Annotated in this window: 18 protein-coding genes; 4 read left to right on the top strand and 14 right to left on the bottom strand. The window is 74.2% G+C overall.

All coding sequences use genetic code 11. The features are described 5' to 3' along the window. Positions 1 to 13: 13 nt before the first annotated feature. The 3 genes from purD to E5225_RS02625 form a co-directional block, all read right to left on the bottom strand. Positions 14 to 1,318, bottom strand: coding sequence for a phosphoribosylamine--glycine ligase (purD, locus tag E5225_RS02635; protein WP_135973150.1), 1,305 nt, complete (start codon positions 1,316 to 1,318; stop codon positions 14 to 16). A gap of 83 nt (positions 1,319 to 1,401) precedes the next feature. Further along, entirely contained in the window at positions 1,402 to 2,688 is a 1,287-nt protein-coding gene (locus E5225_RS02630) for an adenylosuccinate synthase (RefSeq protein ID WP_135973151.1), read from the bottom strand. Between the two features lie 186 nt (positions 2,689 to 2,874). Next, the gene (locus E5225_RS02625) at positions 2,875 to 3,291 is read right to left on the bottom strand and encodes a DUF3151 domain-containing protein (RefSeq protein ID WP_135973152.1); all 417 of its coding nucleotides are present in this window, start codon (positions 3,289 to 3,291) and stop codon (positions 2,875 to 2,877) included. A gap of 172 nt (positions 3,292 to 3,463) precedes the next feature. Between E5225_RS02625 and E5225_RS02620 the strand changes: the two genes are divergently transcribed. Beyond that, on the top strand, positions 3,464 to 3,826 hold the full coding sequence (locus E5225_RS02620; RefSeq protein ID WP_135973153.1) for an STAS domain-containing protein: 363 nt from the start codon (positions 3,464 to 3,466) through the stop codon (positions 3,824 to 3,826). Positions 3,827 to 3,847: 21 nt separating this feature from the next. On the opposite strand, the gene E5225_RS02615 is transcribed toward E5225_RS02620, so the two are convergent. After that, a complete protein-coding gene (locus E5225_RS02615) occupies positions 3,848 to 6,025 on the bottom strand; it encodes an ATP-binding SpoIIE family protein phosphatase (RefSeq protein WP_341765629.1) in 2,178 nt (725 codons plus the stop codon). Between the two features lie 84 nt (positions 6,026 to 6,109). Between E5225_RS02615 and E5225_RS02610 the strand changes: the two genes are divergently transcribed. Further along, on the top strand, positions 6,110 to 6,532 hold the full coding sequence (locus E5225_RS02610) for an STAS domain-containing protein (protein WP_243738177.1): 423 nt from the start codon (positions 6,110 to 6,112) through the stop codon (positions 6,530 to 6,532). Between the two features lie 106 nt (positions 6,533 to 6,638). Here the strand turns inward: E5225_RS02610 and fbaA are convergent, their stop codons facing one another. From fbaA to E5225_RS02575, 7 genes are all read right to left on the bottom strand, one after another. After that, on the bottom strand, positions 6,639 to 7,661 hold the full coding sequence (fbaA, locus tag E5225_RS02605; protein WP_135973155.1) for a class II fructose-bisphosphate aldolase: 1,023 nt from the start codon (positions 7,659 to 7,661) through the stop codon (positions 6,639 to 6,641). A gap of 413 nt (positions 7,662 to 8,074) precedes the next feature. Continuing rightward, entirely contained in the window at positions 8,075 to 9,007 is a 933-nt protein-coding gene (locus E5225_RS02600) for a hypothetical protein (RefSeq protein ID WP_135973156.1), read from the bottom strand. A gap of 261 nt (positions 9,008 to 9,268) precedes the next feature. Continuing rightward, positions 9,269 to 9,994: a TrmH family RNA methyltransferase gene (locus E5225_RS02595; RefSeq protein ID WP_135973181.1), complete on the bottom strand. Its 726-nt coding sequence runs from the start codon at positions 9,992 to 9,994 to the stop codon at positions 9,269 to 9,271. A gap of 220 nt (positions 9,995 to 10,214) precedes the next feature. Then, positions 10,215 to 11,756, bottom strand: coding sequence for an arabinosylfuranosidase ArfA (gene arfA, locus E5225_RS02590; protein ID WP_135973157.1), 1,542 nt, complete (start codon positions 11,754 to 11,756; stop codon positions 10,215 to 10,217). Between the two features lie 73 nt (positions 11,757 to 11,829). Beyond that, positions 11,830 to 12,762, bottom strand: coding sequence for a carbohydrate ABC transporter permease (locus tag E5225_RS02585; RefSeq protein ID WP_135973158.1), 933 nt, complete (start codon positions 12,760 to 12,762; stop codon positions 11,830 to 11,832). Then, positions 12,759 to 13,709, bottom strand: coding sequence for a carbohydrate ABC transporter permease (locus tag E5225_RS02580; RefSeq protein ID WP_135973159.1), 951 nt, complete (start codon positions 13,707 to 13,709; stop codon positions 12,759 to 12,761). Before E5225_RS02580 ends, E5225_RS02585 begins: the two co-directional genes overlap by 4 nt. A 34-nt stretch (positions 13,710 to 13,743) precedes the next feature. Then, positions 13,744 to 15,033, bottom strand: a complete 1,290-nt coding sequence (locus tag E5225_RS02575) for an extracellular solute-binding protein (protein ID WP_243738183.1) — start codon at positions 15,031 to 15,033, stop codon at positions 13,744 to 13,746. A gap of 337 nt (positions 15,034 to 15,370) precedes the next feature. Here E5225_RS02575 and E5225_RS02570 point away from each other — a divergent pair, with 337 nt between their 5' ends. Together E5225_RS02570 and E5225_RS02565 are read left to right on the top strand one after the other, a co-directional pair. After that, positions 15,371 to 16,216 (top strand): VTT domain-containing protein, encoded by an 846-nt coding sequence (locus E5225_RS02570; RefSeq protein WP_135973161.1) that lies wholly within the window; start codon positions 15,371 to 15,373, stop codon positions 16,214 to 16,216. Positions 16,217 to 16,220: 4 nt separating this feature from the next. Then, positions 16,221 to 16,994 (top strand): HAD-IIA family hydrolase, encoded by a 774-nt coding sequence (locus E5225_RS02565; protein ID WP_135973162.1) that lies wholly within the window; start codon positions 16,221 to 16,223, stop codon positions 16,992 to 16,994. A gap of 79 nt (positions 16,995 to 17,073) precedes the next feature. Here E5225_RS02565 and E5225_RS02560 read toward each other — a convergent pair whose 3' ends face one another. The 3 genes from E5225_RS02560 to pyrE all read right to left on the bottom strand — a co-directional run bounded on the left by E5225_RS02560 (position 17,074) and on the right by pyrE (position 19,022). Beyond that, positions 17,074 to 17,643 (bottom strand): LemA family protein, encoded by a 570-nt coding sequence (locus E5225_RS02560; protein WP_135973163.1) that lies wholly within the window; start codon positions 17,641 to 17,643, stop codon positions 17,074 to 17,076. A 77-nt stretch (positions 17,644 to 17,720) separates the two neighbouring features. After that, on the bottom strand, positions 17,721 to 18,419 hold the full coding sequence (locus E5225_RS02555) for a hypothetical protein (RefSeq protein ID WP_135973164.1): 699 nt from the start codon (positions 18,417 to 18,419) through the stop codon (positions 17,721 to 17,723). A gap of 27 nt (positions 18,420 to 18,446) precedes the next feature. Beyond that, the gene (gene pyrE / locus E5225_RS02550) at positions 18,447 to 19,022 is read right to left on the bottom strand and encodes an orotate phosphoribosyltransferase (protein ID WP_135973165.1); all 576 of its coding nucleotides are present in this window, start codon (positions 19,020 to 19,022) and stop codon (positions 18,447 to 18,449) included. Positions 19,023 to 19,034 lie beyond the last annotated feature (12 nt).

Raw genomic sequence — 19,034 nt, 5'->3', positions numbered from 1 at the left:
CCGGGGCGTGCCGTCAGCCCTGCGCCGCCGCCTCGGCCGCCTCGAGCGCGATGTCCGTCCGGTGGTGCGCGCCACCGAGGTTGATGCTGTCGACCGCCACGTACGCCGCGCGGCGCGCGGCGGCGAGGGTCTCCCCCACGCCGACGACCGACAGCACGCGCCCGCCGGCGGAGACCAGCAGCGGCAGGTTCAGCGGGTTCTCGTCGGACGCCTCCGTCGTGCGGACCGCCGTGCCGGCGTGCAGGACGTGCACGCCGGGGACGGTCTCGGCGGCGTCCACGCCCGTGATCGGGTCACCCGTGCGGGGGCTCTCGGGGTACCCCTCGGAGGCGACGACCACCGCGACGGCGGCGTCGGCCCGCCAGTGCAGCCGCGGCAGCGCCCCGAGCCCGCCGGTCGCCGCCGCGTGCAGCACGCCCGCGAGCGGCGTGCCCAGCCGGGCCAGCACGACCTGCGTCTCCGGGTCGCCGAAGCGCGCGTTGAACTCGACGACCCGCACGCCGCGGCTCGTCAGCGCGAGGCCGCAGTACAGGACGCCGACGAACGGCGTCCCGCGCCGCGCCATCTCCGCGACGGTCGGGCGCGCCACGGTCGCGACGACCTCCTCGACCAGGTCGTCCGGCGCCCACGGCAGCGGCGAGTACGCGCCCATGCCGCCGGTGTTGGGGCCGGCGTCGCCGTCGAACGCGCGCTTGAAGTCCTGGGCGGGCACGAGCGGGACCACGTCGGTGCCGTCCGACAGCACGAACAGCGACACCTCGGGCCCGTCGAGGTACTCCTCGACGACCACGGTGCCCCCGTCCTTGGCGAGGCACGCCTGCGCGTGGGCGAGGGCCGCGTCCCGGTCGTCCGTGACGACCACGCCCTTGCCGGCGGCGAGCCCGTCGTCCTTGACGACGTACGGCGCGCCGAACGCGTCGAGCGCCGCCGCGACCTCCTCGACGGTCGTCGCGACGCGCGGCTCGGCGGTCGGCACACCGGCCGCGGCCATGACCTCCTTGGCGAACGCCTTCGACCCCTCGAGCCGCGCGGCCGCGCGGGACGGCCCGAAGACCGGCACCCCGGCGTCGCGGACCGCGTCCGCGACGCCCGCGACGAGCGGCGCCTCGGGCCCCACGACGACGAGGCCCACGCCCAGCGACGTCGCGAGCGCGGCGACCGCCGCGCCGTCGAGCGCGTCGACGTCGTGCAGCTGGGCGTGCGGCGTCATCCCCGGGTTGCCCGGCGCCGCGTGCAGCGCGGTGACCTCCGGGTCCAGCGACAGCGCGCGGACGAGGGCGTGCTCACGGGCACCGGTGCCGACGACGAGGATCTCCACGGGCGCCGAGCGTACCGGCCGGTGAGGGGTCGGCCCGCTGGACGGGCGTCCGTGACGGGCGGCACCGCCGCCCGTCACGTGCCTCAGCCGAGCAGCTCGTGCCGGATGATCGTCGCCTCACGCCCCGGGCCGACGCCCACCGACGAGATGCGCGTGCCCGAGACGTCCTCCAGGAACTGCAGGTACCGCTGCGCGTTGCGCGGCAGGTCGTCCATGTCGCGGGCGCCGGAGATGTCCTCGGTCCAGCCGTCGAGGTACTCGTAGACCGGCTTCGCGTGGTGGAAGTCGCTCTGGTCGACCGGCATGTCCTCGACGCGGCGGCCGTCGACGTCGTACGCGACGCACACGGGGATCCGCTCGCGGCCGGTCAGCACGTCGAGCTTCGTCACGACCAGGTCGGTGAGGCCGTTCACGAGCGAGGCGTACCGGACCACGACGGCGTCGTACCAGCCGGTGCGGCGCGGACGCCCCGTCGTCGTGCCGAACTCGCCACCGGTCTGCCGCAGCCACTCGCCGTCCGCGTCGAGCAGCTCCGTCGGGAACGGCCCCTCGCCCACGCGCGTCGTGTACGCCTTCGCGACAGCGACGACGCGGTCGATGCGCGTCGGTCCCACCCCCGAGCCGGTGCAGGCGCCCCCGGCGGTGCACGCCGACGACGTGACGAACGGGTACGTGCCGTGGTCGACGTCCAGCATCGTGGCCTGGCCGGCCTCGAAGACGAGCGTCTTGCCGGCGTCCAGCGCGCGGTTCAGCACGGTGGGCGTGTCGGCGACCATCGGGCGCAGGCGCTCGGCGTGGCGCAGCAGCTCCTCGACGGTCTCGTCCACCGTGATCGCGCGGCGGTTGTAGATCTTCACCAGCAGGTGGTTCTTCTGGTCGAGGGCGCCCTCGACCTTCTGCCGCAGGATCTTCTCGTCGAACAGGTCCTGCACACGGATGCCGACGCGGTTGATCTTGTCCGCGTACGTCGGGCCGATGCCCCGGCCCGTGGTGCCGATGCGCCGCTTGCCGAGGAACCGCTCGGTGACCTTGTCCATCGTGCGGTGGTACGGCGCGATGACGTGCGCGGCCGACGACACCAGCAGCCGCGAGGTGTCCACGCCGCGCGCCTCGAGCGCCTCGATCTCCTCGAACAGCACCTCGATGTCGACGACGACGCCGTTGGCGATCACCGGGACGACGCCCGGCGTGAGGATCCCCGACGGGAGGAGGTGCAGCGCGTACTTCTCGCCCTCGATGACGACCGTGTGCCCGGCGTTGTTACCGCCGTTGAACTTCACGACGTAGTCGGTGCGGTCCCCGAGCTGGTCGGTCGCCTTGCCCTTCCCCTCGTCGCCCCACTGGGCGCCGAGCACCACGACGGCGGGCATGCAGATCACCACTTCCTGCTGCCTGCGATGCGGCTCGGCCCGCAGACGGGCGCGAGCGGGCTCGCGGCGCGGGTGACCCGGGCGCGGGCGGCAGTGACCCGCGGCCACCGGGAAGGGTACCGGAGCAGGGCGCCGCGGCGACGGAGCCGTCCCCCGAGCGCCGCGGGCCCGCCCGCCGGCGGTGCGTCAGCGCAGCGCCCGCACCTCGTCCGCCGACGTGCCGGAGTCGGTGAGGAAGCGGCGGCAGCGCTCGGCCTCGTCGACCTCGCCGATCGCGTCCGCCGCGTCGGCGAGCGCCAGCAGCGCCCGCAGGAACCCCTGGTTCGGCGCGTGCGCCGCGGGGATCGGACCCTGCCCGCGCCAGCCGGCGCGACGCAGCGCGTCCAGGCCGCGGTGGTAGCCGGTGCGGGCGTACGCGTACGCCTCGACCGGGTCGTCGGACCGCTCCGCGAGCAGCGCCCACGCCAGCGAGGACGCGGGGACGAGGCGCGCGGCGTCGCGGGCGTCGGCGCCGGTCGCGAGGGCCATGAGCGCGGCACCGTCCGGGCCGTCGGCGGGCAGGAGCGTCGGGGTGGGACCGTCCAGGAGGTTCTCGTGAGCCATGGCGTCAGTGTGCACGGCCCCCCGTGCCCGTGCTCCGCGGCGACGGCGACCCCCGGCACCGGAACCGCCACGACGCGTGCGCACCCTGGGGACCGCCGCTAGAGTCGAACGGCCGACCAGCACGCCGTGACCGCGGCCCCCCTCACGATCGGCACCGTCGCACCGGAGCACCATGATCGAGATCTCGACGTCGTCCACGACCACGACCCTCGTCATCGCGGGCGACCTCGACCTCGCGGAGCGCGACCAGTTCCCCGAGGTGACCGCGCGGGTCGTCGGCCTGCGCCGTCAGCTCCTGGTCATCGACATGTGCCACGTCACGTTCATGGACTCCACGGGCGCCGCGTTCCTCATCTCGCTCGCCGACGCGGGCCGCCGCCGAGGCGGCGCGACGGTGCTGCGGGGCGCGGCCGAGCGCGACCTGTTCGTGCTGGAGATCTGCGGCGCGCTCGACCTGTTCCGCGTCGACGCGGTGCACGCCTGCGAGCCGGCCGACGGTGCGTCGCCGCCGGACACCGCCGACGCCCCCGCCTGACGCGGACGCGCAGGACGCGCCTCAGTCGTCGTCGTACGCCGATCGGGGCAGCGCCCCCGGGCGGACCTTCGCCCACACCACCTTGCCGCCGCGCGACTGCCGCCAGCCCCAGTCGGACAACCGCTCGACGATCTGCATGCCGAACCCGCCGACCCGCCCCGGGTGCCCGTCGGTCGTGACGGGCGGCGTCGGGTTCGAGTCCTCCACCTCGATGCGCAGGCCGTCGCCCGTGTCGTGCAGCTGCAGCGCCACGTGGCCCCAGCCGTGCAGGACGGCGTTCGCGACCAGCTCGCTCACGACCAGCTCGGCGTTCGACGGGTCGGCGACGTCCCACGCCTCGCACGTGCGCACCACCGCGTGCCGCGCACGGGCGATCGACGCCGGCTCGCTCGGCAGCGTCCAGCGCCGCCGCCGGGGGCTCGTCGTGCCGCGCAGGTGGTCGTCCGGGTCCGGGACGCGCACGACGACGACCGCCACGTCGTCCTCCGGGTGGTCCGCGAGCCGGGACACCAGGTCCTCGCCGATCCCGGGGGCGTCGCGCGCGGTGATGCCCGCGGCGACCGTCTCGAGCACCGTCAGGCCGTCGCGCAGGCTGCGGTCGCGCCGCTCCACGAGCCCGTCGGTGTAGTAGACGAGCACGTCGCCCGGCTCGAGGAGCACCTGCGCCGTCGCGCGCTCCCCCGAGCCGAACCCGATCAGCGGGCCGCCGGCGTCGCGCAGCTGGGTCGCGTGGCCGTCGCGCACGTGCAGGACCGGCAGGTGGCCGGCGCGCGCGTACCGCAGCGACCAGCGGCCCTCCGGCTCGCGGTCCAACGTCGACAGCACGAGGCTGGCGGCCCGCGGGATCCGCAGGCTCCCGAAGAGCTGGTCCACCCGCTCCAGGACCGGCCCGGGCGTCGTGATGTCGACCGAGTACGAGCGGACCACCGAGCGCAGCTGTCCCATCGCCGCCGCGGCCTCCACGTCGTGCCCGACGACGTCGCCGACGACCACGCCGACCGTGTCCGGCCCGATCTGCTGCACGTCGTACCAGTCGCCGCCGACCTGGGCGTCGTCCGCGCTGGGCGAGTAGTACGTCCACACGTCGACGCCGTCGACCTCGCCCTGCTCCGGCAGCATCGCCCGCTGCAGGGTCTCGGCGAGGCGGTGCTCGCGGTCGTAGAGGCGCACGTTGTCGATCGACAGCCCGACCCGGCGCGCGACGAGCTCGAGGACCTGCACCGTCGACGCGTCGAGCGCGGCCAGGCCGCCGCCGCCGCGCGGCTGCACGACGAGCAGACCCAGCGTCCGGCGTCGCCCCGGCACGGGCAGCACCACGACCCGCCGGTCGGGCGGACCGACCGCCCGGCGCCCGTCGCGGCCGACCACGGCGTCGCCCGGCCCAGGACCCGCGTGCGTCGCGAGCCACTCCGCGTACGTCCCGTCCGGCTGCGCCGCCGCCAGGTCCAGCTCGACCGCGTCGTCGAGCCGGCCGCCGAGCAGGCGGCCCACCGGGTCGCGCGGGCCGGACGTCGGCAGGCGCCGGCTCTGCGCGTCGGGCCGCGGTGCACCCCCCGGGCGGCGCGGGTCCAGGCCGTCGGCCGCCCACAGCCCCCGGTCGTGCAGGTAGAAGCCCGCCCACCCGACGACCTCCGCCGTCAGCAGCGACGCGATCTCCCGCAGGCCCTGCGGCTCGTCGACATCCATGAGCAGGTCCGAGACGCGCGCGATCAGCGTCACGCTCCGGCGCTCGCGCCGCTCGGCCTCGACCACCGCGGTGTGCTCCGCGTGCTCGGTCAGCTGCGACGTCAGGTCCTGCAGCGCGACGACCCAGGCGCCCACGCCCAGGCCCGCCACACCGACCGGCGACACGTGCGCCATGCACTGCACGTACGCGCCGTCGGGGCGGCGCAGGACGACCCGCTGCGCGAACGGCACGCCCGCCGCGAAGGCGGCGCGTGCCGCGGGGACGTCCGCGGGCCGGACGCGGCGGTCGGTCAGCACGTCGAGCGCCGCGACGCGGTTCGGGGCGTACCCGCTGGCGGCGACCAGGGCGTCGTTGACCCAGGCCACCCGGACGGCCTCCGCCGAGGCCGTGAGCAGCGCCGTCGGCACGAGCGTGGCGCGCAGGGCCTCGGCCAGCAGCTCTGCGGCCACCCCGGCGGGGGCGTCGGACGGGGTGGCGAGCGGCCACTCGGGGGCGTGGGAGTTGACCACCACCACCTCCGATCGTCTAGCGTGCCGAGCGGAGGGACAAGCTCGACCACACGGCGGGCCCCTCCCCCCTGCGCCGGAAGGAGCATCGTGCGAGACGGTAACAGTCCCGACCAGGGCGAGCCCACGCACACGACGGAGTCGGGCGGAGGGCCGGCTGCGGGTGAGCCGGGTGCCGTGCACGTCATCGTCGGGACCGACCGCACCCGCATCGTCCTGTCGGGCGAGGTGGACGCGGACCTGGGCCCCGAGCTCCAGGAGGCGACCGCCGAGGCGGAGCAGCGCGGGCTCCCGATCGAGGTCGACGCGCACCACGTGACGTTCATGGACTCGTCGGGCGTCGCGTTCCTGGCGCGCCTGTCGATCCGCAGCGAGCACCGGGTCCGACTGCTGCGCGTCCCACCGACGGTGCGGTTCCTCCTCGAGGTGACCCGCATCGGCGAGCTGCTCGACGTCGTCGACGACGACGACAGCGCCGAGCCGTTCGAGCCGGTCGACTCCGCCACCCCGTGAGCCTCACCCGTCCGGGCCGCACCCGGACGGACGACGACGGCCCCGGACCTGCCGAGCAGGTCCGGGGCCGTCGTCGTGCTCGCCGCGGGGACCCGCGGCGGCGGGGTCAGGACAGCTTGTGCCCCGCCGAGCGCAGCTGCTGGCACGCCTCGACGACGCGCGCCGCCATGCCGGCCTCGGCGAGCTTGCCCCAGGCGCGCGGGTCGTAGGCCTTCTTGTTGCCGACCTCGCCGTCGATCTTCAGCACGCCGTCGTAGTTGGTGAACATGTGGCCGACGACCGGACGCGTGAACGCGTACTGCGTGTCGGTGTCGATGTTCATCTTGATGACGCCGTTGTCGACGGCCTCCGAGATCTCGGCCGCCGTCGAGCCCGAACCGCCGTGGAACACGAGGTCGAACGGGTTCTCCTTGCCGATCTCCGCGCCGACGGCCTTCTGGATGTCGAGGAGGATCGACGGGCGCAGCTTGACCGCACCCGGCTTGTACACGCCGTGCACGTTGCCGAACGTGAGGGCCGTCAGGTAGCGGCCCTTCTCACCGGCGCCGAGCGCGCGGACGGTCGCGAGGCCGTCCTCGGCCGTCGTGTAGAGCTTCTCGTTGATCTCGGCCTCGTGGCCGTCCTCCTCGCCGCCCACGACGCCGACCTCGATCTCGAGGATCGTGCGCGCGGCCTGCGACATCTCGAGCAGCTCCGCCGCGATGACGAGGTTCTCGTCCAGCGGGATGTCCGAGCCGTCGAACATGTGCGACTGGAACGTCGGGTTCTCACCCCGCTTGACCTGCTCCGCCTCGAGCTCGAGCAGCGGGCGGACCCACGAGTCGAGGTTCTTCTTGACGCAGTGGTCGGTGTGCAGCGCGATCGTCACGCCGTAGTTCTTGGCGACCTCGGTCGCGTAGGCCGCGAGCGCGAGCGTGCCGCTGACGCGGTTCTTGATCGTCGAGCCGGACGCGTACTCGGCGCCGCCGACGGAGACCTGGATGATGCCGTCCGACTCGGCCTCCGCGAAGCCCTGGATCGCGGCGGTGACGGTCTGGGACGACGTGATGTTCACGGCGGGGTAGGCGAACTTGCCAGCCTTCGCCCGGTCGATCATCTCGGCGTAGACCTCGGGGGTTGCGATGGGCATCGCGGCATCTCCTGCACGTAGACGGATGCGTACCCCTGGAGTCTGCCACTCCGCCCGCCCGCCCGTCCGGGACGTCCGCCCCGCCCGCCCTGCTCGCCGGCTCCCGGCCTCACCGCCCGCTTCCCGTCCCACACCCACCGCGCGCCCCGCCCGCACCGCACGCCCCTGCGGCCCACCTACCGATCCCGTCCCCCTCCCGCCCGGCGCCCCCGGCCTCTGCCCCAGAGCCGACGAGGGCAACCTCGTGCCCCGCATGGGACGCGCATGCGCACACCCGGTTGCCCTCGTCTCGCGAGGGCGGGCGGGAGGGCCCGCGGCGGAGGCGCGGCGGGGCCCGGCGTCCGTGTGGAGGGCGAGGGCGGGGCGTGGCGCAGGGGCGGAGGCAGGGCGGTGCTGGGACCGGCGCGCGGGCGTCAGGGGTTCGGGGCGGCGAGCGTGGTGCGGATCGTCGTCGCGATGGCGCCTGTTGCGACGTCCGCGGCGGTGAACCTCAGGACCGTGTGACCCAGTGCCACCAGGGCGTTCTGTCGACGACGGTCGTGGTGGAGCGCGTGCGGGACGTCGTGGAACTCCCTGCCGTCGACCTCACCGAGCAGCCAGCGGCCGTCGGCACGCCGCCAGGCGAGGTCGCACCTGCCGACGAACCCGCCGTCGGGGGCGCGCACGACGAGCTGGACCGCGTCGGGCGGTACCCCGCCGTCGACGCAGCGGAGCCGCGCGAACGTCTCCAGCGGTGACTCCGCTCGCGGGTCGACGAGGGCCCAGCACCCGTGCAGCCGCGCGGCGCCACGCCGACCGGTCGTCCGGGCGCGCACCGACTCGAGCTCCGGACCCGTGAGGCGTCGGTGGTGCAGCACGTCGTCGAGCACCGCCACCGCGTGGTCCCGGGACATCTCGGGCAGCGCCTGCACGAGGGCCAGGGGCAAGGGAGCCACGCGCGCGTGGCCGAGCACGACGGCGCTCGTGGCGAAGCGGCGCACACGCACGTCCCCTCGGCCGGGTGCGTACCGGCGCGCTGGCAGGGCGACCTCTGGCACGACCAGGGCGGGCAGGCCGTTGACGCCGTGCAGCGCGAGCGCCGACGCGCCGACCGCCACGGCGTCGGGCCCGTAGGCCAGCACGCCGATCCAGGCGGCCCTCCGCCGCGACGCGTCCGGCGCGCGTGGACGTGCGGGGACCACGTCGTAGACGCCCGTGATGACGCGGGCCCACCGTCGCGCGCGCACGAGCCGGGACCGCCGTGCCGGTCCGACACCGGCGGCCTCGCACTGCCGCGTCGAGAGGAGGCCCTCCTGCGACGCCGCGAGGGCACACAGGTCGGCGGGTACGGGAAGAGCGCGCGCCATGGCCCGACCAAACCGCAGGACGCCGCGCCGGGCCCAGACGCCGCGCCCTCCTGTGGACACCCCCACTCCGACACCACCTGAGGGCGGGCCGCGCCGCCGTCCGGCTGCCCGCCGCCGCACGCACACCGACAACCTGGGCAGAACCACTCGACCAGGGCAACGTGGTGATCGCATGGGGCGCCAGTACCGACTCCCAGGTTGCACTCGTGGCCCGTGAACCGGCCGGGGGGCGCGGCGTGGGGGGTCAGGGGGGTCAGGGGGTCAGGGGTGGGCGTGGTGGAGGGCCCAGGTGTGCATGGCGATGGCGGCCGCGGCGCCCGCGTTCAGGGAGCGGGTGCTGCCGTGCTGGGTGATGTGCAGGACGACGTCGCAGACCGCCTGCGCCTGCGGGGTCAGGCCCGTCGACTCCTGGCCCAGCAGCAGGACGCACGCACGCGGCAGCTCGTACCCCTCGATCGGCACCGACCCGGGCACGTTGTCGAGCCCCACCACGGGCAGCCGCCCGCCGTCCGGTCCCGCACCGGCCGCCCATGTCGCCAGCGCCGCCGCGTCCGGGTGGTGGTGCACGTGCAGGTAGCGGTCCGTGACCATGGCGCCGCGGCGGTTCCAGCGCCGCCGCCCGACCACGTGCACGCCCGCGGCGTTGAAGGCGTTCGCGGTGCGGACCACCGAGCCGATGTTGAGGTCGTGCGCCCAGTTCTCGATCGCCACGTGGAACGGGTGGCGGCGCGTGTCGAGGTCCGCGACGACCGCCTCGACCGTCCAGTAGCGGTACCGGTCGACGACGTTGCGGCGGTCGCCGTGCGCGAGCAGCTCGGGGTCGTAGCGGGGGTCGAGCGCCGAGCCGGGGCCGGCGACGCGCGGCCACGCCGCCGGGCCGCCGGGCCACGGGCCGACGCCCACCTCCCGACCGCCGCCCGGCTGCGCACCAGCCGGCACGTCCCCACCCGGCTCCGCACCAGCCGACGCACCTTCCGTCGGCAGCATCCCCGCAGACGCCCCCACCGCCGGGCCCGCCACCGTCCCGTCCGTCCCGTCCACCGTCACGCGGCCATCATCCCGGGCCCGCCGGCGGCGACGGGTGCGCACGAGGCGCGGCCGACGGGTGCGCGCGGGCGCGGGCGGGTACGCGCGGCGCCCGCAGCGGACGGTTGCGCGCGGACCGCCGCCGGACCCGACGGATGCCCGCGGGCTGGTCCGCCGCCGCTCAGGCCGGCGTCGCCTCCAGCTCGACGACCGCCCACGAGAGCGGCGGCAGCCGCAGCGCGACGCCGGCACCGTCGACGCGCACGTCGTCGAGCCCGCGCAGACCGACGGCGTCCGGGCGGTCCTGCGTGTTGGCCGTCCACCGGTCGCCGCCCTCGGGCACGTCGAGCACCTCGGACCGCACCACCCGCCCGAGCGACCAGCCGCGCAGCGTGAGGTCCACGTCGGCGGGCTCGTCGAGCCCTCGGTGCGCGAGGAACAGCGCGACGCGCCCGTTCTCCTCGTCCCACGTCGCGGCGACGTCCACGAGGTCCACGTCGCCGAACCGCGCGGCCTCGTACCGGTCGGACCGCACGGCGGGCCGCAGGATCTCGCCCCGCGCGAGCGCGGCCGTGCGGGCGAAGGGCCAGAAGATCGTCTGCCGCCAGGCCGGCCCGCCCGCTTCGGCGCGGATCGGTGCGATGACGTTGACCAGCTGCGCCTGGTTGGCGACCTTGACCCGGTCCCCGTGGCGCAGCAGCGAGTTGAGCAGCGTGCCCACGACCACCGCGTCGGTGACGCCGTACTCGTCCTCGATGATCCGCGGGTGCTCGCGCCAGACGGCGTCGCGCCCGATGACGTGCGGCTGGTCGGGCGTCTCCCGGCCGGTCTGGTACCAGACGTTCCACTCGTCGAAGGAGAGGTTGATGCGCTTGCGGTGCTTGCCGGCGGCGCGCACCGCGTCGGCGGTCGCGACGACGGACTCGACGAAGTGGTCCGTGTCCACCGCCGAGGCCAGGAACGACCCGTGGTCCCCCTCCACCTCCTGGTAGTAGGCGTGCGCCGAGACGTAGTCGACGTACTCGTAGGCGTGCCGCAGGACGGTGTGCTCCCAGGCCCCGAACGTGGGCATGCCCGAGTTCGACGAGCCGCACGCGACGAGCTCGATCGTCGGGTCCACGAGGCGCATCGCCTTGGCCGCCTCGGTGGCGATCCGGCCGTACTCCTCGGCGGTCTTCTGGCCCATCTGCCACGGGCCGTCCATCTCGTTGCCGAGGCACCACAGGCGGATGTCGAACGGCTCCTCGTGCCCGTTCCTGCGCCGCAGGTCGGACCACGCCGTGCCGCCGGGGTGGTTGGCGTACTCGACGAGCGCCCGTGCCGCCTCGACGCCGCGCGTGCCGAGGTTGACGGCCTCCATGACCTCGACGCCGGCGGCCCGCGCCCAGTCGACGAACTCGTGGAGCCCGAACGCGTTGGTCTCGACGGTGTGCCACGCGCCGTCGAGCCGCACGGGCCGCTGCTCGCGGGGACCGACGCCGTCCTCCCAGGCGTAGCCCGAGACGAAGTTCCCGCCGGGGTACCGCACCACCGACGGGCCGAGCTCGCGGACGAGGTCGAGCACGTCGGAGCGGAAGCCCCGCTCGTCGGCCGCGGGGTGCCCCGGCTCGAAGATCCCGGTGTAGACGCACCGGCCCATGTGCTCGACGAACGAGCCGAAGAGGCGGCGGGGCACCGGCCCGGCGGTGAAGTCGCGGTCGAGCGTGATGCGGGCGCGGGTCATGGGGCTCCTCGGGCGATGCGGTGGCGCGGCGATGCGGTGGCGCGGCGGTGCGGTGTGCGGTGAGGTGCGGGGGTCACTGACCGCCGAAGCCGGTCGTGGAGAACCCGCGGATGATCTGCCGCTGGAAGAAGAGGAAGACGATGATCAGCGGCAGCGCCGCGAGCACGGCGGCCGCCATGGTCTGCGCGTACTGCAGGCCGTACGCGCTCTTCACGGTCTGCAGGCCGACGGGCAGCGTCATCAGCGACGCGTCGGACGTGATGATGAACGGCCACAGGAAGTTGTTCCAGGCGCCGATGAACACGAAGATCGCGACGGCCGCGAGGATGGGCCGCGACAGCGGCAGCACGACCGACCAGAACACGCGCAGCCGGCCGGCGCCGTCGATGCGGGCCGCGTCCTCGAGCTCGAGCGGGACCTGCTCGAAGAACTTCTTGAGGATGAACACCATGGCCGGGTGCACGAGCTGCGGCAGGATGATCGCCCAGTACGTGTCGACCAGGTTCAGCGCGAGCATCTCGTAGAACAGCGGCACGATCAGCACGGGCGGCGGCACGATGATCGACGCGATGATCAGCCAGAACAGCCACCGGCGGCCCGCGAAGTCGATGCGTGCCAGCGCGTAGGCGGCCAGCGCCGACACCGCGATGGTGATGACCGTGATCGCGACGGCGGTGACGAGGCTGTTCCACGTCCACAGCGGGACGTTGCCCTCCCGCAGGACGTTCCCGTAGGCGTCGGTCGTGAACCCGTCGGGCGGCAGCAGCGTGACGGGCGTCGCCGCGGCGGACGCCTCGGACTTGAACGACGTGACCACGGCCCAGACGAACGGCAGCAGCCAGCCGACGGCCATGACGACGAGGGCCACGATCGCGACGACGCGGCCGGGGCTCGCGAACCGCTCGCCGACGCGCAGGTTCGCGCCCTGCGTGAGCCGCCCGGCGCGACGGGGACGCGGACCGGGGCCGGTGGCCGCGGTGGGCTGGGGTGCGACGGTGGTGGTCATGCGTGGTCCCTCCGCGTCGTGAACCGCAGCTGCGCGACGGCGATGATGACGATGACCGCGAAGAAGACGTACGCGATCGCGGACGCGTAGCCGAACCGGTAGCCCGTGAACCCGGACTCGAAGATGTGCTGGACGACGGGCCGCGTCACGCCGCCCGGGCCCCCCTGGGTCATGATGTAGATCTGGTCGAAGACCTTCAGCGAGGCCAGGACCTGCAGCAGGACGATGAGCACGGTGGTCGGGCCGAGCTGCGGCAGCGTGATGGCCCACAGCTGGCGCCAGCGACCGGCGCCGTCGAGCGCGGACGCCTCGTACTGCTGCTCGGGGATGTTCTGCAGGGCCGTCAGGTACAGCAGGAAGTTGAAGCCGACGGTCCACCACAGCGTCTCGACGACCACGGCGGCCATCGCGAAGCGCGTGTCCTGCAGCCACGCCTGCCCCTCGATCCCCACCACGCCGAGCAGCGCGTTCACGAGCCCGAGCTGCGGGTTGTACATCCAGATCCAGAACTGCGCCGCCACGGTGGACGCCAGCAGGAACGGCATGAAGAACGACAGCCGCCACAGCCACTGCCCGGGCAGGCCCTGGAAGACGAGCAGCGCCATGACGAGCCCGACCAGCACGAGCGGCACGGTCGACAGCACCGTGAACCACACCGTGTTGAGCATGGCGCGCCACATGATCGGGTCCGACAGCGCCTCGGCGTAGTTGTCGAGGCCGAGGAACGCGCCGCCGGCGCCGGTGATGCTCTCGCCGGTGAAGCTCAGCCAGAGGCCGTGCAGGAGGGGCCAGAGCAGGAACATCGCGAACAGGACGCCGAACGGTGCGACGAACGCCCAGCCGATGCGGGTGTCGCGGGAGCGTCGCGCGGCGGCGACGTCGCGTTCCGGTGCGGCCGTGCCCGTGCGGGCGCGGCCCGTCCGGACGCCGAGGGTTGCGGAGGACACGATCGGACTCCTTCGTCGGATCGGGGACCGGGGGTCAGACCGGGTTCGGCTTGGCGAGCTGGACGTCGACGCGCCGGACGAAGGCGTCGAACCCCTCGGCGGGGTCCGCGCCCTCCAGGTAGACGTTCTGGACCGTCTCCAGGAAGTACGCCTGGAAGTCCGACCCGGACCCGGTGAACCACGCCTCCGGGTCGTAGTTGAGGATCTCCGCGGCGGGTGCGTAGTTCACCTGCGGGGTCAGCTCGGCGTACTCGGCGCTGTCCACGACCGGCTGGAACGCGGGGATGTGCCCGGCCTCCGCCCACGGCAGCGAGTTCTGCAGGAGGTCGGCGACGAACTGGTACGCCGCCCGCCGCTGCTCGGGGTCGGGGTCGTTCTGGTGCGGCAGCGTGAGCGCGTGCGAGTCGGCGTAGGCCGCGGGGGTGCCGAAGAGCGTCGGGATCGGCTGGGCGTCGAACGCGATGCCCGCGGCCTTCACCGTCGGCAGCTCCCACACGCCCGTGAGGAACATGCCGCTCCCGCCCGTCACGAACTCCGACACCGCGGTGCCGTAGTCGCCGTTGGGCGTGCAGACCGTGCCGTCGAGCATCCGCTGGATGTACTCGAGGGACGCCACGGCCGCGTCGGTGTCGACCTGCACGCGGTCGCCGGACAGGTCCATCTCCCCGCCGTGCTGCTTGAAGAACGTGTAGAAGAGCCGCCACATCTGGGCGCCGTCGCCGAGGTACCCGTACGAGACGCCGTGCCCGCCGGTGACGCCCTGCATGGCCCGGGCCACCTCGAGGAACGTCTCGGGGTCCTCGACCGGGACCAGCCGCCCGTCGTCGCCGAGCGCCCCCGCCTGCTCGGCGACGTCCGTGTTGTACATGAGCACGAACGGGTGCGAGTCGAGGGCGATCGAGTACACGTTGCCGTCGAGCGTGCCCTTCTCCCAGACGCGCTCGAGGAAGTCGCCCTCCTGCACGCCGACGTCGGCGAGCAGGTCGAGGTCCCACGGGTCGAGCAGGCCGCCGGGTGCGTACCCGGCGACGCGGGACGCGTGCATCACCGCGACGTCGGGCGCCCGCCCGCCGACGCTCGCCATGGCGAGCTTGGTGTAGTACGGCGCCCCCCAGGCCAGCACGGTCTGCGTGGCCTCGTAGCCGTTGTCGGACGCGTTCGCCTCCTCGACCAGGCCGGCCATGACGACGCCGTCGCCGCCGCTGAGCAGGTGCCAGTAGGACAGCGGGCGGGCGCCGCCCGCGGCGACGGTCGCGGGGCTGCAGCCACCGAGGGCACCGATCGTCGCGACGCCGCCCGCGGCGGCGAGCGAGCCGAGGAGCATCTGGCGGCGCGTCACGCCACCGCCCGGGCCCGGCGGCCACCCGGTCGCGGGTGCCCGCGGGACGGGCGTCGGCGGGACGGGATGACGAAGGGGTCGTCGAAGGCCCATGTCCTCACTCCTTCGTGAGACATCTCGGTCCGTCGCGGGCGACGAGCCGCACGGCCCTCCCGGACCCCGTGGCTCCGTCGCCGACCCGGTGATCATTACATCGTTATAACGCCCGGACAAGTAGGAGCGAACAGGTGTCAAACGGGCGTGTCGGCCCTCGTGCGGCGGCAGGCGCGGTCCGTGACGAAGCGGGCGCCGGCGGCAGGGCCGCGCCCCGTACCCTGGGGGCATGCTGACGACGACGGTGCTCGCCGCCGCCCTCTCCCCCGACGTGGCCCTCCTCGCCGGCGGACCCGTGCCCGCGCTCGGGCCCGAGTTCCTCCAGCCGGAGAACCTCATCGAGTCGTTCGGGACCGCGGCCCTCATCGGGATCGTCGCGGTCGTCTTCATCGAGACCGGGCTGCTCTTCCCGTTCCTGCCGGGCGACTCCCTGCTGTTCACGGCGGGCGCGCTCGTCGCGCAGGACTCGCTGCAGCTCAACATCGGGGTGCTCTGCCTGCTGCTGTTCCTCGCCGCGTTCCTCGGCGACCAGGTCGCGTACGTCATCGGACGCCGCCTCGGGCCCAAGGTCTTCAGCCGGCCCGACTCGCGCTTCTTCAAGCAGAAGTACATCGACCAGACCTACGCGTACTTCGACCGCTACGGCGGCCGCACGATCATCGTGGCGCGCTTCGTGCCGTTCGTGCGCACGTACGCGCCCGTCGCCGCGGGCGTCGGCCGCATGAGGTACCGGACGTTCGTGTCGTACAACGTGGTCGGCGCGCTGCTGTGGGGCGTGGGGGTCACGCTGCTCGGCTACTGGCTGGGCAACTTCGCGTTCATCAAGGACAACATCGAGGCCCTGCTGATCCTCATCGTGCTGGTCTCGGTGATCCCCGTCGGCGTCGAGCTGTGGCGCGCACGCCGCAAGGAGGCCGTGGGCGAGACCGTCGGCGGCCGCGACCCGGCGTACGACGAGGCCGCCGAGCGCGCGGCCGTCGAGCGCGAGGCGTTCGGGCGGTCGAGCACCCCCGCCGTCGCCGGCCCCGTCGGCGACGCCCCGCAGCAGCCGGCAGGCCGCACCCCGGAGGAGTAGGCGCATGACCCGTGAGATCCGCTCCTGGCTGTCCGACATGGACGGCGTGCTCGTGCACGAGGGGACGGCGCTCCCGGGGGCCGCCGACTTCGTGGGCGCCCTGCAGACCGCGGGGCGGCCGTTCCTCGTCCTCACGAACAACTCGATCTTCACGCCGCGCGACCTGTGCGCGCGCCTCGCCGCCACCGGCATCGACGTGCCGGAGAAGGCCATCTGGACCTCGGCCCTGGCGACGGCGCAGTTCCTCACCGACCAGATGCCCGGCGGGTCCGCGCACGTCATCGGCGAGGCCGGGCTGACCACCGCGCTGCACGAGGCCGGGTACACGCTCACCGCAGCGCAGCCGGACTTCGTCGTGCTCGGTGAGACCCGGACGTACTCGTTCGAGGCGATCACCCAGGCCATCCGGCTCATCCAGGGCGGCGCGCGGTTCATCGCGACGAACCCCGACGTCACCGGACCGAGCGCCGAGGGCGACGTGCCGGCCACGGGCGCCGTCGCCGCGATGATCAGCGCCGCGACCGGCCGCAAGCCCTACTTCGTGGGCAAGCCGAACCCCATGATGATCCGCTCGGCGCTCAACCGGATCGACGCGCACTCCGAGACGACCGTCATGGTCGGCGACCGCATGGACACCGACGTCGTCGCCGGCATCGAGGCCGGCCTGCGCACCTACCTGGTGCTCACCGGCTCGACGCGCGCCACCGATGTCGAGCGCTTCCCGTTCCGCCCGACGGCCGTCCTCGACTCCGTGGCCGACCTGATCGACCTGGTCTGAGCCGCGACGCACCGGGCCGGACGCACGACGGCCCGCCGGGTGCCGTGGGCACCGGGCGGGCCGTCGTCGGGCCGGGCGGTCAGAAGCTGACGCTGGGCGCCCGCCGGACCTGCGGGTCCTCGGCCTCGAAGTACTCGGCGCGCGTGAAGCCGAACATCTTGGCGATGACGTTCGCCGGGAACGTCTCCACCTTCGTGTTCAGGGCGCGGACGTTCGCGTTGTAGAACCGGCGCCCGGAGGCGATGCGGTCCTCGGTGTTGGTGAGCTCGTCCTGCAGCTGCTGGAAGTTCTCGCTGGCGCGCAGCGCCGGGTACGCCTCGGCGACCGCGAACAGCCGGCCGAGCGCACCGTTGAGCGCCTCCTCCTGCCGCGCCCGCTCGGCCGGGCCCGCGCCGGGCGCCGCCGCGGCGGCACGCGCACGCGTCACCTCGTCGAAGACGCCGCGCTCGTGGGCGGCGTAGCCCTTCACGGACTCGAGGAGGTTCGGGATGAGGTCGTGCCGGCGGTGCAGCTCGACGTCGATCTGCCGCCACGCCTCCTGCACGAGGTTGCGCAGGCGGACGAAGCCGTTGTACTGCGCGACTGCCCAGAGCAGCGCGATCACGACGATCGCGACGACGACGAGCAGGGCGATGGTGCCACCGGTCACGGGAGGGCCTCCGAGGAAGGGACAGGACGTGCCGCGATAGTACCGAGCGGGACGGGGCCGCCGGTCCGACGTGGCCGTCAGCACGCCCCGGGGACCCCCGGGTGGCGCAGCGGGTCGTACCCGTGCTCCTGCCAGACGTGCCGCGGGACGCCGCGGACGACCGCGTGCAGGACCCCGAGGCGGGGCGCGATGCGCGCGGTGTCGGTGCGCCCCGGCGCCCAGGACGCGATCCAGGTGCCCTCGATGCGCCAGTCGGTGCGCAGGGCGTCCGGCTGCAACAGCCGCTCCATGAGGCGCGGGTGCAGGATCGCGTGCCCCACCCGCTCGTCGCCCGCGGCCACGCGGTAGGCGTCGTTGAACGCGACCGACTCGGTCTGCAGGTCGCGCGCGCCGAGCGCCTTGGCGATCCGCGCGCCGACGCCCTCGCCCGTGAGCTCGAGCACCGGCAGGTACGCGGGCAGCGCGAGGGCGACGACGTGCGCGTAATACGTCCTGCGCTCCTTGCCCGCGCCGGTCGACCACTCGTAGGTGTAGGAGACGGCCGGAAGCCCCTGCCAGCGGCCGGTCAGCACCTCGGAGACGCGGCGGCCGTGCCCCTGCTCGAACGGCTGGTTGTGGTGCAGGCGGGCGAGCCCGTACCCGGGGTCGTGGCGGACGTGCTGCCACCCCGTCGCTCGTGCCCACGTGTCGAGCTGCTCGCGCCGCTTCTTCGCCAGCCACCACGCGCCCGCGACCACCAGGGGCAGGAGGAGCAGGAGGACGACCGCCGCCTCCATCAGCGGCGGCGCGTCACGGCGCGACCATCAGGCGAGGCCGAGGTCCGCGAGCCCGAACAGCGGGTGGTACGGCACGCCCAGCGCCTCGATCGCCTCGCGGGCACCCGTGCCCCGGTCGACGATCGTCGCGACGCCCAGCACCTGGCCGCCGGCCTCGCGCACGGCCTCGACCGCGGCGATGGGGGAACCGCCCGTCGTCGACGTGTCCTCGACGACCACGACCCGCCGACCCGCGACGTCCGGGCCCTCGATGCGCCGCTGCATGCCGTGCGCCTTGGCCTCCTTGCGGACGACGAACGCGTCGAGGTCCTGCCCACGCGACGCGGCCGCGTGCAGGAGTGCGGTGGCGACCGGATCGGCCCCGAGCGTGAGTCCGCCGACCGCGTCGACCTCGGCGGTGCCGAGCCCCGCCTCCTCCAGCATGTCGAGCATCAGGTGCCCGATCAGCGGGGCCGCGCGGTGGTGCAGCGTCACGCGGCGCAGGTCGACGTAGTAGTCGGCCTGGCGGCCGGACGACAGCGTCACCGTGCCGCGCACCACGGCGAGCTCGACGATGAGGTCGCGCAGCTGCTCGCGCGGGGTGGGCGTCAGGTCGGAGGTCACGGCCGACAGACT

The organism is Cellulomonas shaoxiangyii (assembly GCF_004798685.1).
Classification (GTDB): Bacteria; Actinomycetota; Actinomycetes; order Actinomycetales; family Cellulomonadaceae; genus Cellulomonas; species Cellulomonas shaoxiangyii.
This window is presented reverse-complemented; position numbering and strand designations above follow the sequence as displayed.

Excerpts from the sequence above, each read along its gene's own strand:
- E5225_RS02630 (WP_135973151.1), bottom strand. The coding sequence starts at position 2,688 with ATGCCCGCCGTCGTGGTGCTCGGCGCCCAGTGGGGCGACGAGGGGAAG.
- E5225_RS02625 (WP_135973152.1), bottom strand. The coding sequence starts at position 3,291 with ATGGCTCACGAGAACCTCCTGGACGGTCCCACCCCGACGCTCCTGCCC.
- E5225_RS02620 (WP_135973153.1), top strand. The coding sequence starts at position 3,464 with ATGATCGAGATCTCGACGTCGTCCACGACCACGACCCTCGTCATCGCG.
- fbaA (WP_135973155.1), bottom strand. The coding sequence starts at position 7,661 with ATGCCCATCGCAACCCCCGAGGTCTACGCCGAGATGATCGACCGGGCG.
- E5225_RS02600 (WP_135973156.1), bottom strand. The coding sequence starts at position 9,007 with ATGGCGCGCGCTCTTCCCGTACCCGCCGACCTGTGTGCCCTCGCGGCG.
- E5225_RS02595 (WP_135973181.1), bottom strand. The coding sequence starts at position 9,994 with ATGCTGCCGACGGAAGGTGCGTCGGCTGGTGCGGAGCCGGGTGGGGAC.
- arfA (WP_135973157.1), bottom strand. The coding sequence starts at position 11,756 with ATGACCCGCGCCCGCATCACGCTCGACCGCGACTTCACCGCCGGGCCG.
- E5225_RS02585 (WP_135973158.1), bottom strand. The coding sequence starts at position 12,762 with ATGACCACCACCGTCGCACCCCAGCCCACCGCGGCCACCGGCCCCGGT.
- E5225_RS02575 (WP_243738183.1), bottom strand. The coding sequence starts at position 15,033 with ATGCTCCTCGGCTCGCTCGCCGCCGCGGGCGGCGTCGCGACGATCGGT.
- E5225_RS02570 (WP_135973161.1), top strand. The coding sequence starts at position 15,371 with ATGCTGACGACGACGGTGCTCGCCGCCGCCCTCTCCCCCGACGTGGCC.
- E5225_RS02565 (WP_135973162.1), top strand. The coding sequence starts at position 16,221 with ATGACCCGTGAGATCCGCTCCTGGCTGTCCGACATGGACGGCGTGCTC.
- E5225_RS02555 (WP_135973164.1), bottom strand. The coding sequence starts at position 18,419 with ATGGAGGCGGCGGTCGTCCTCCTGCTCCTCCTGCCCCTGGTGGTCGCG.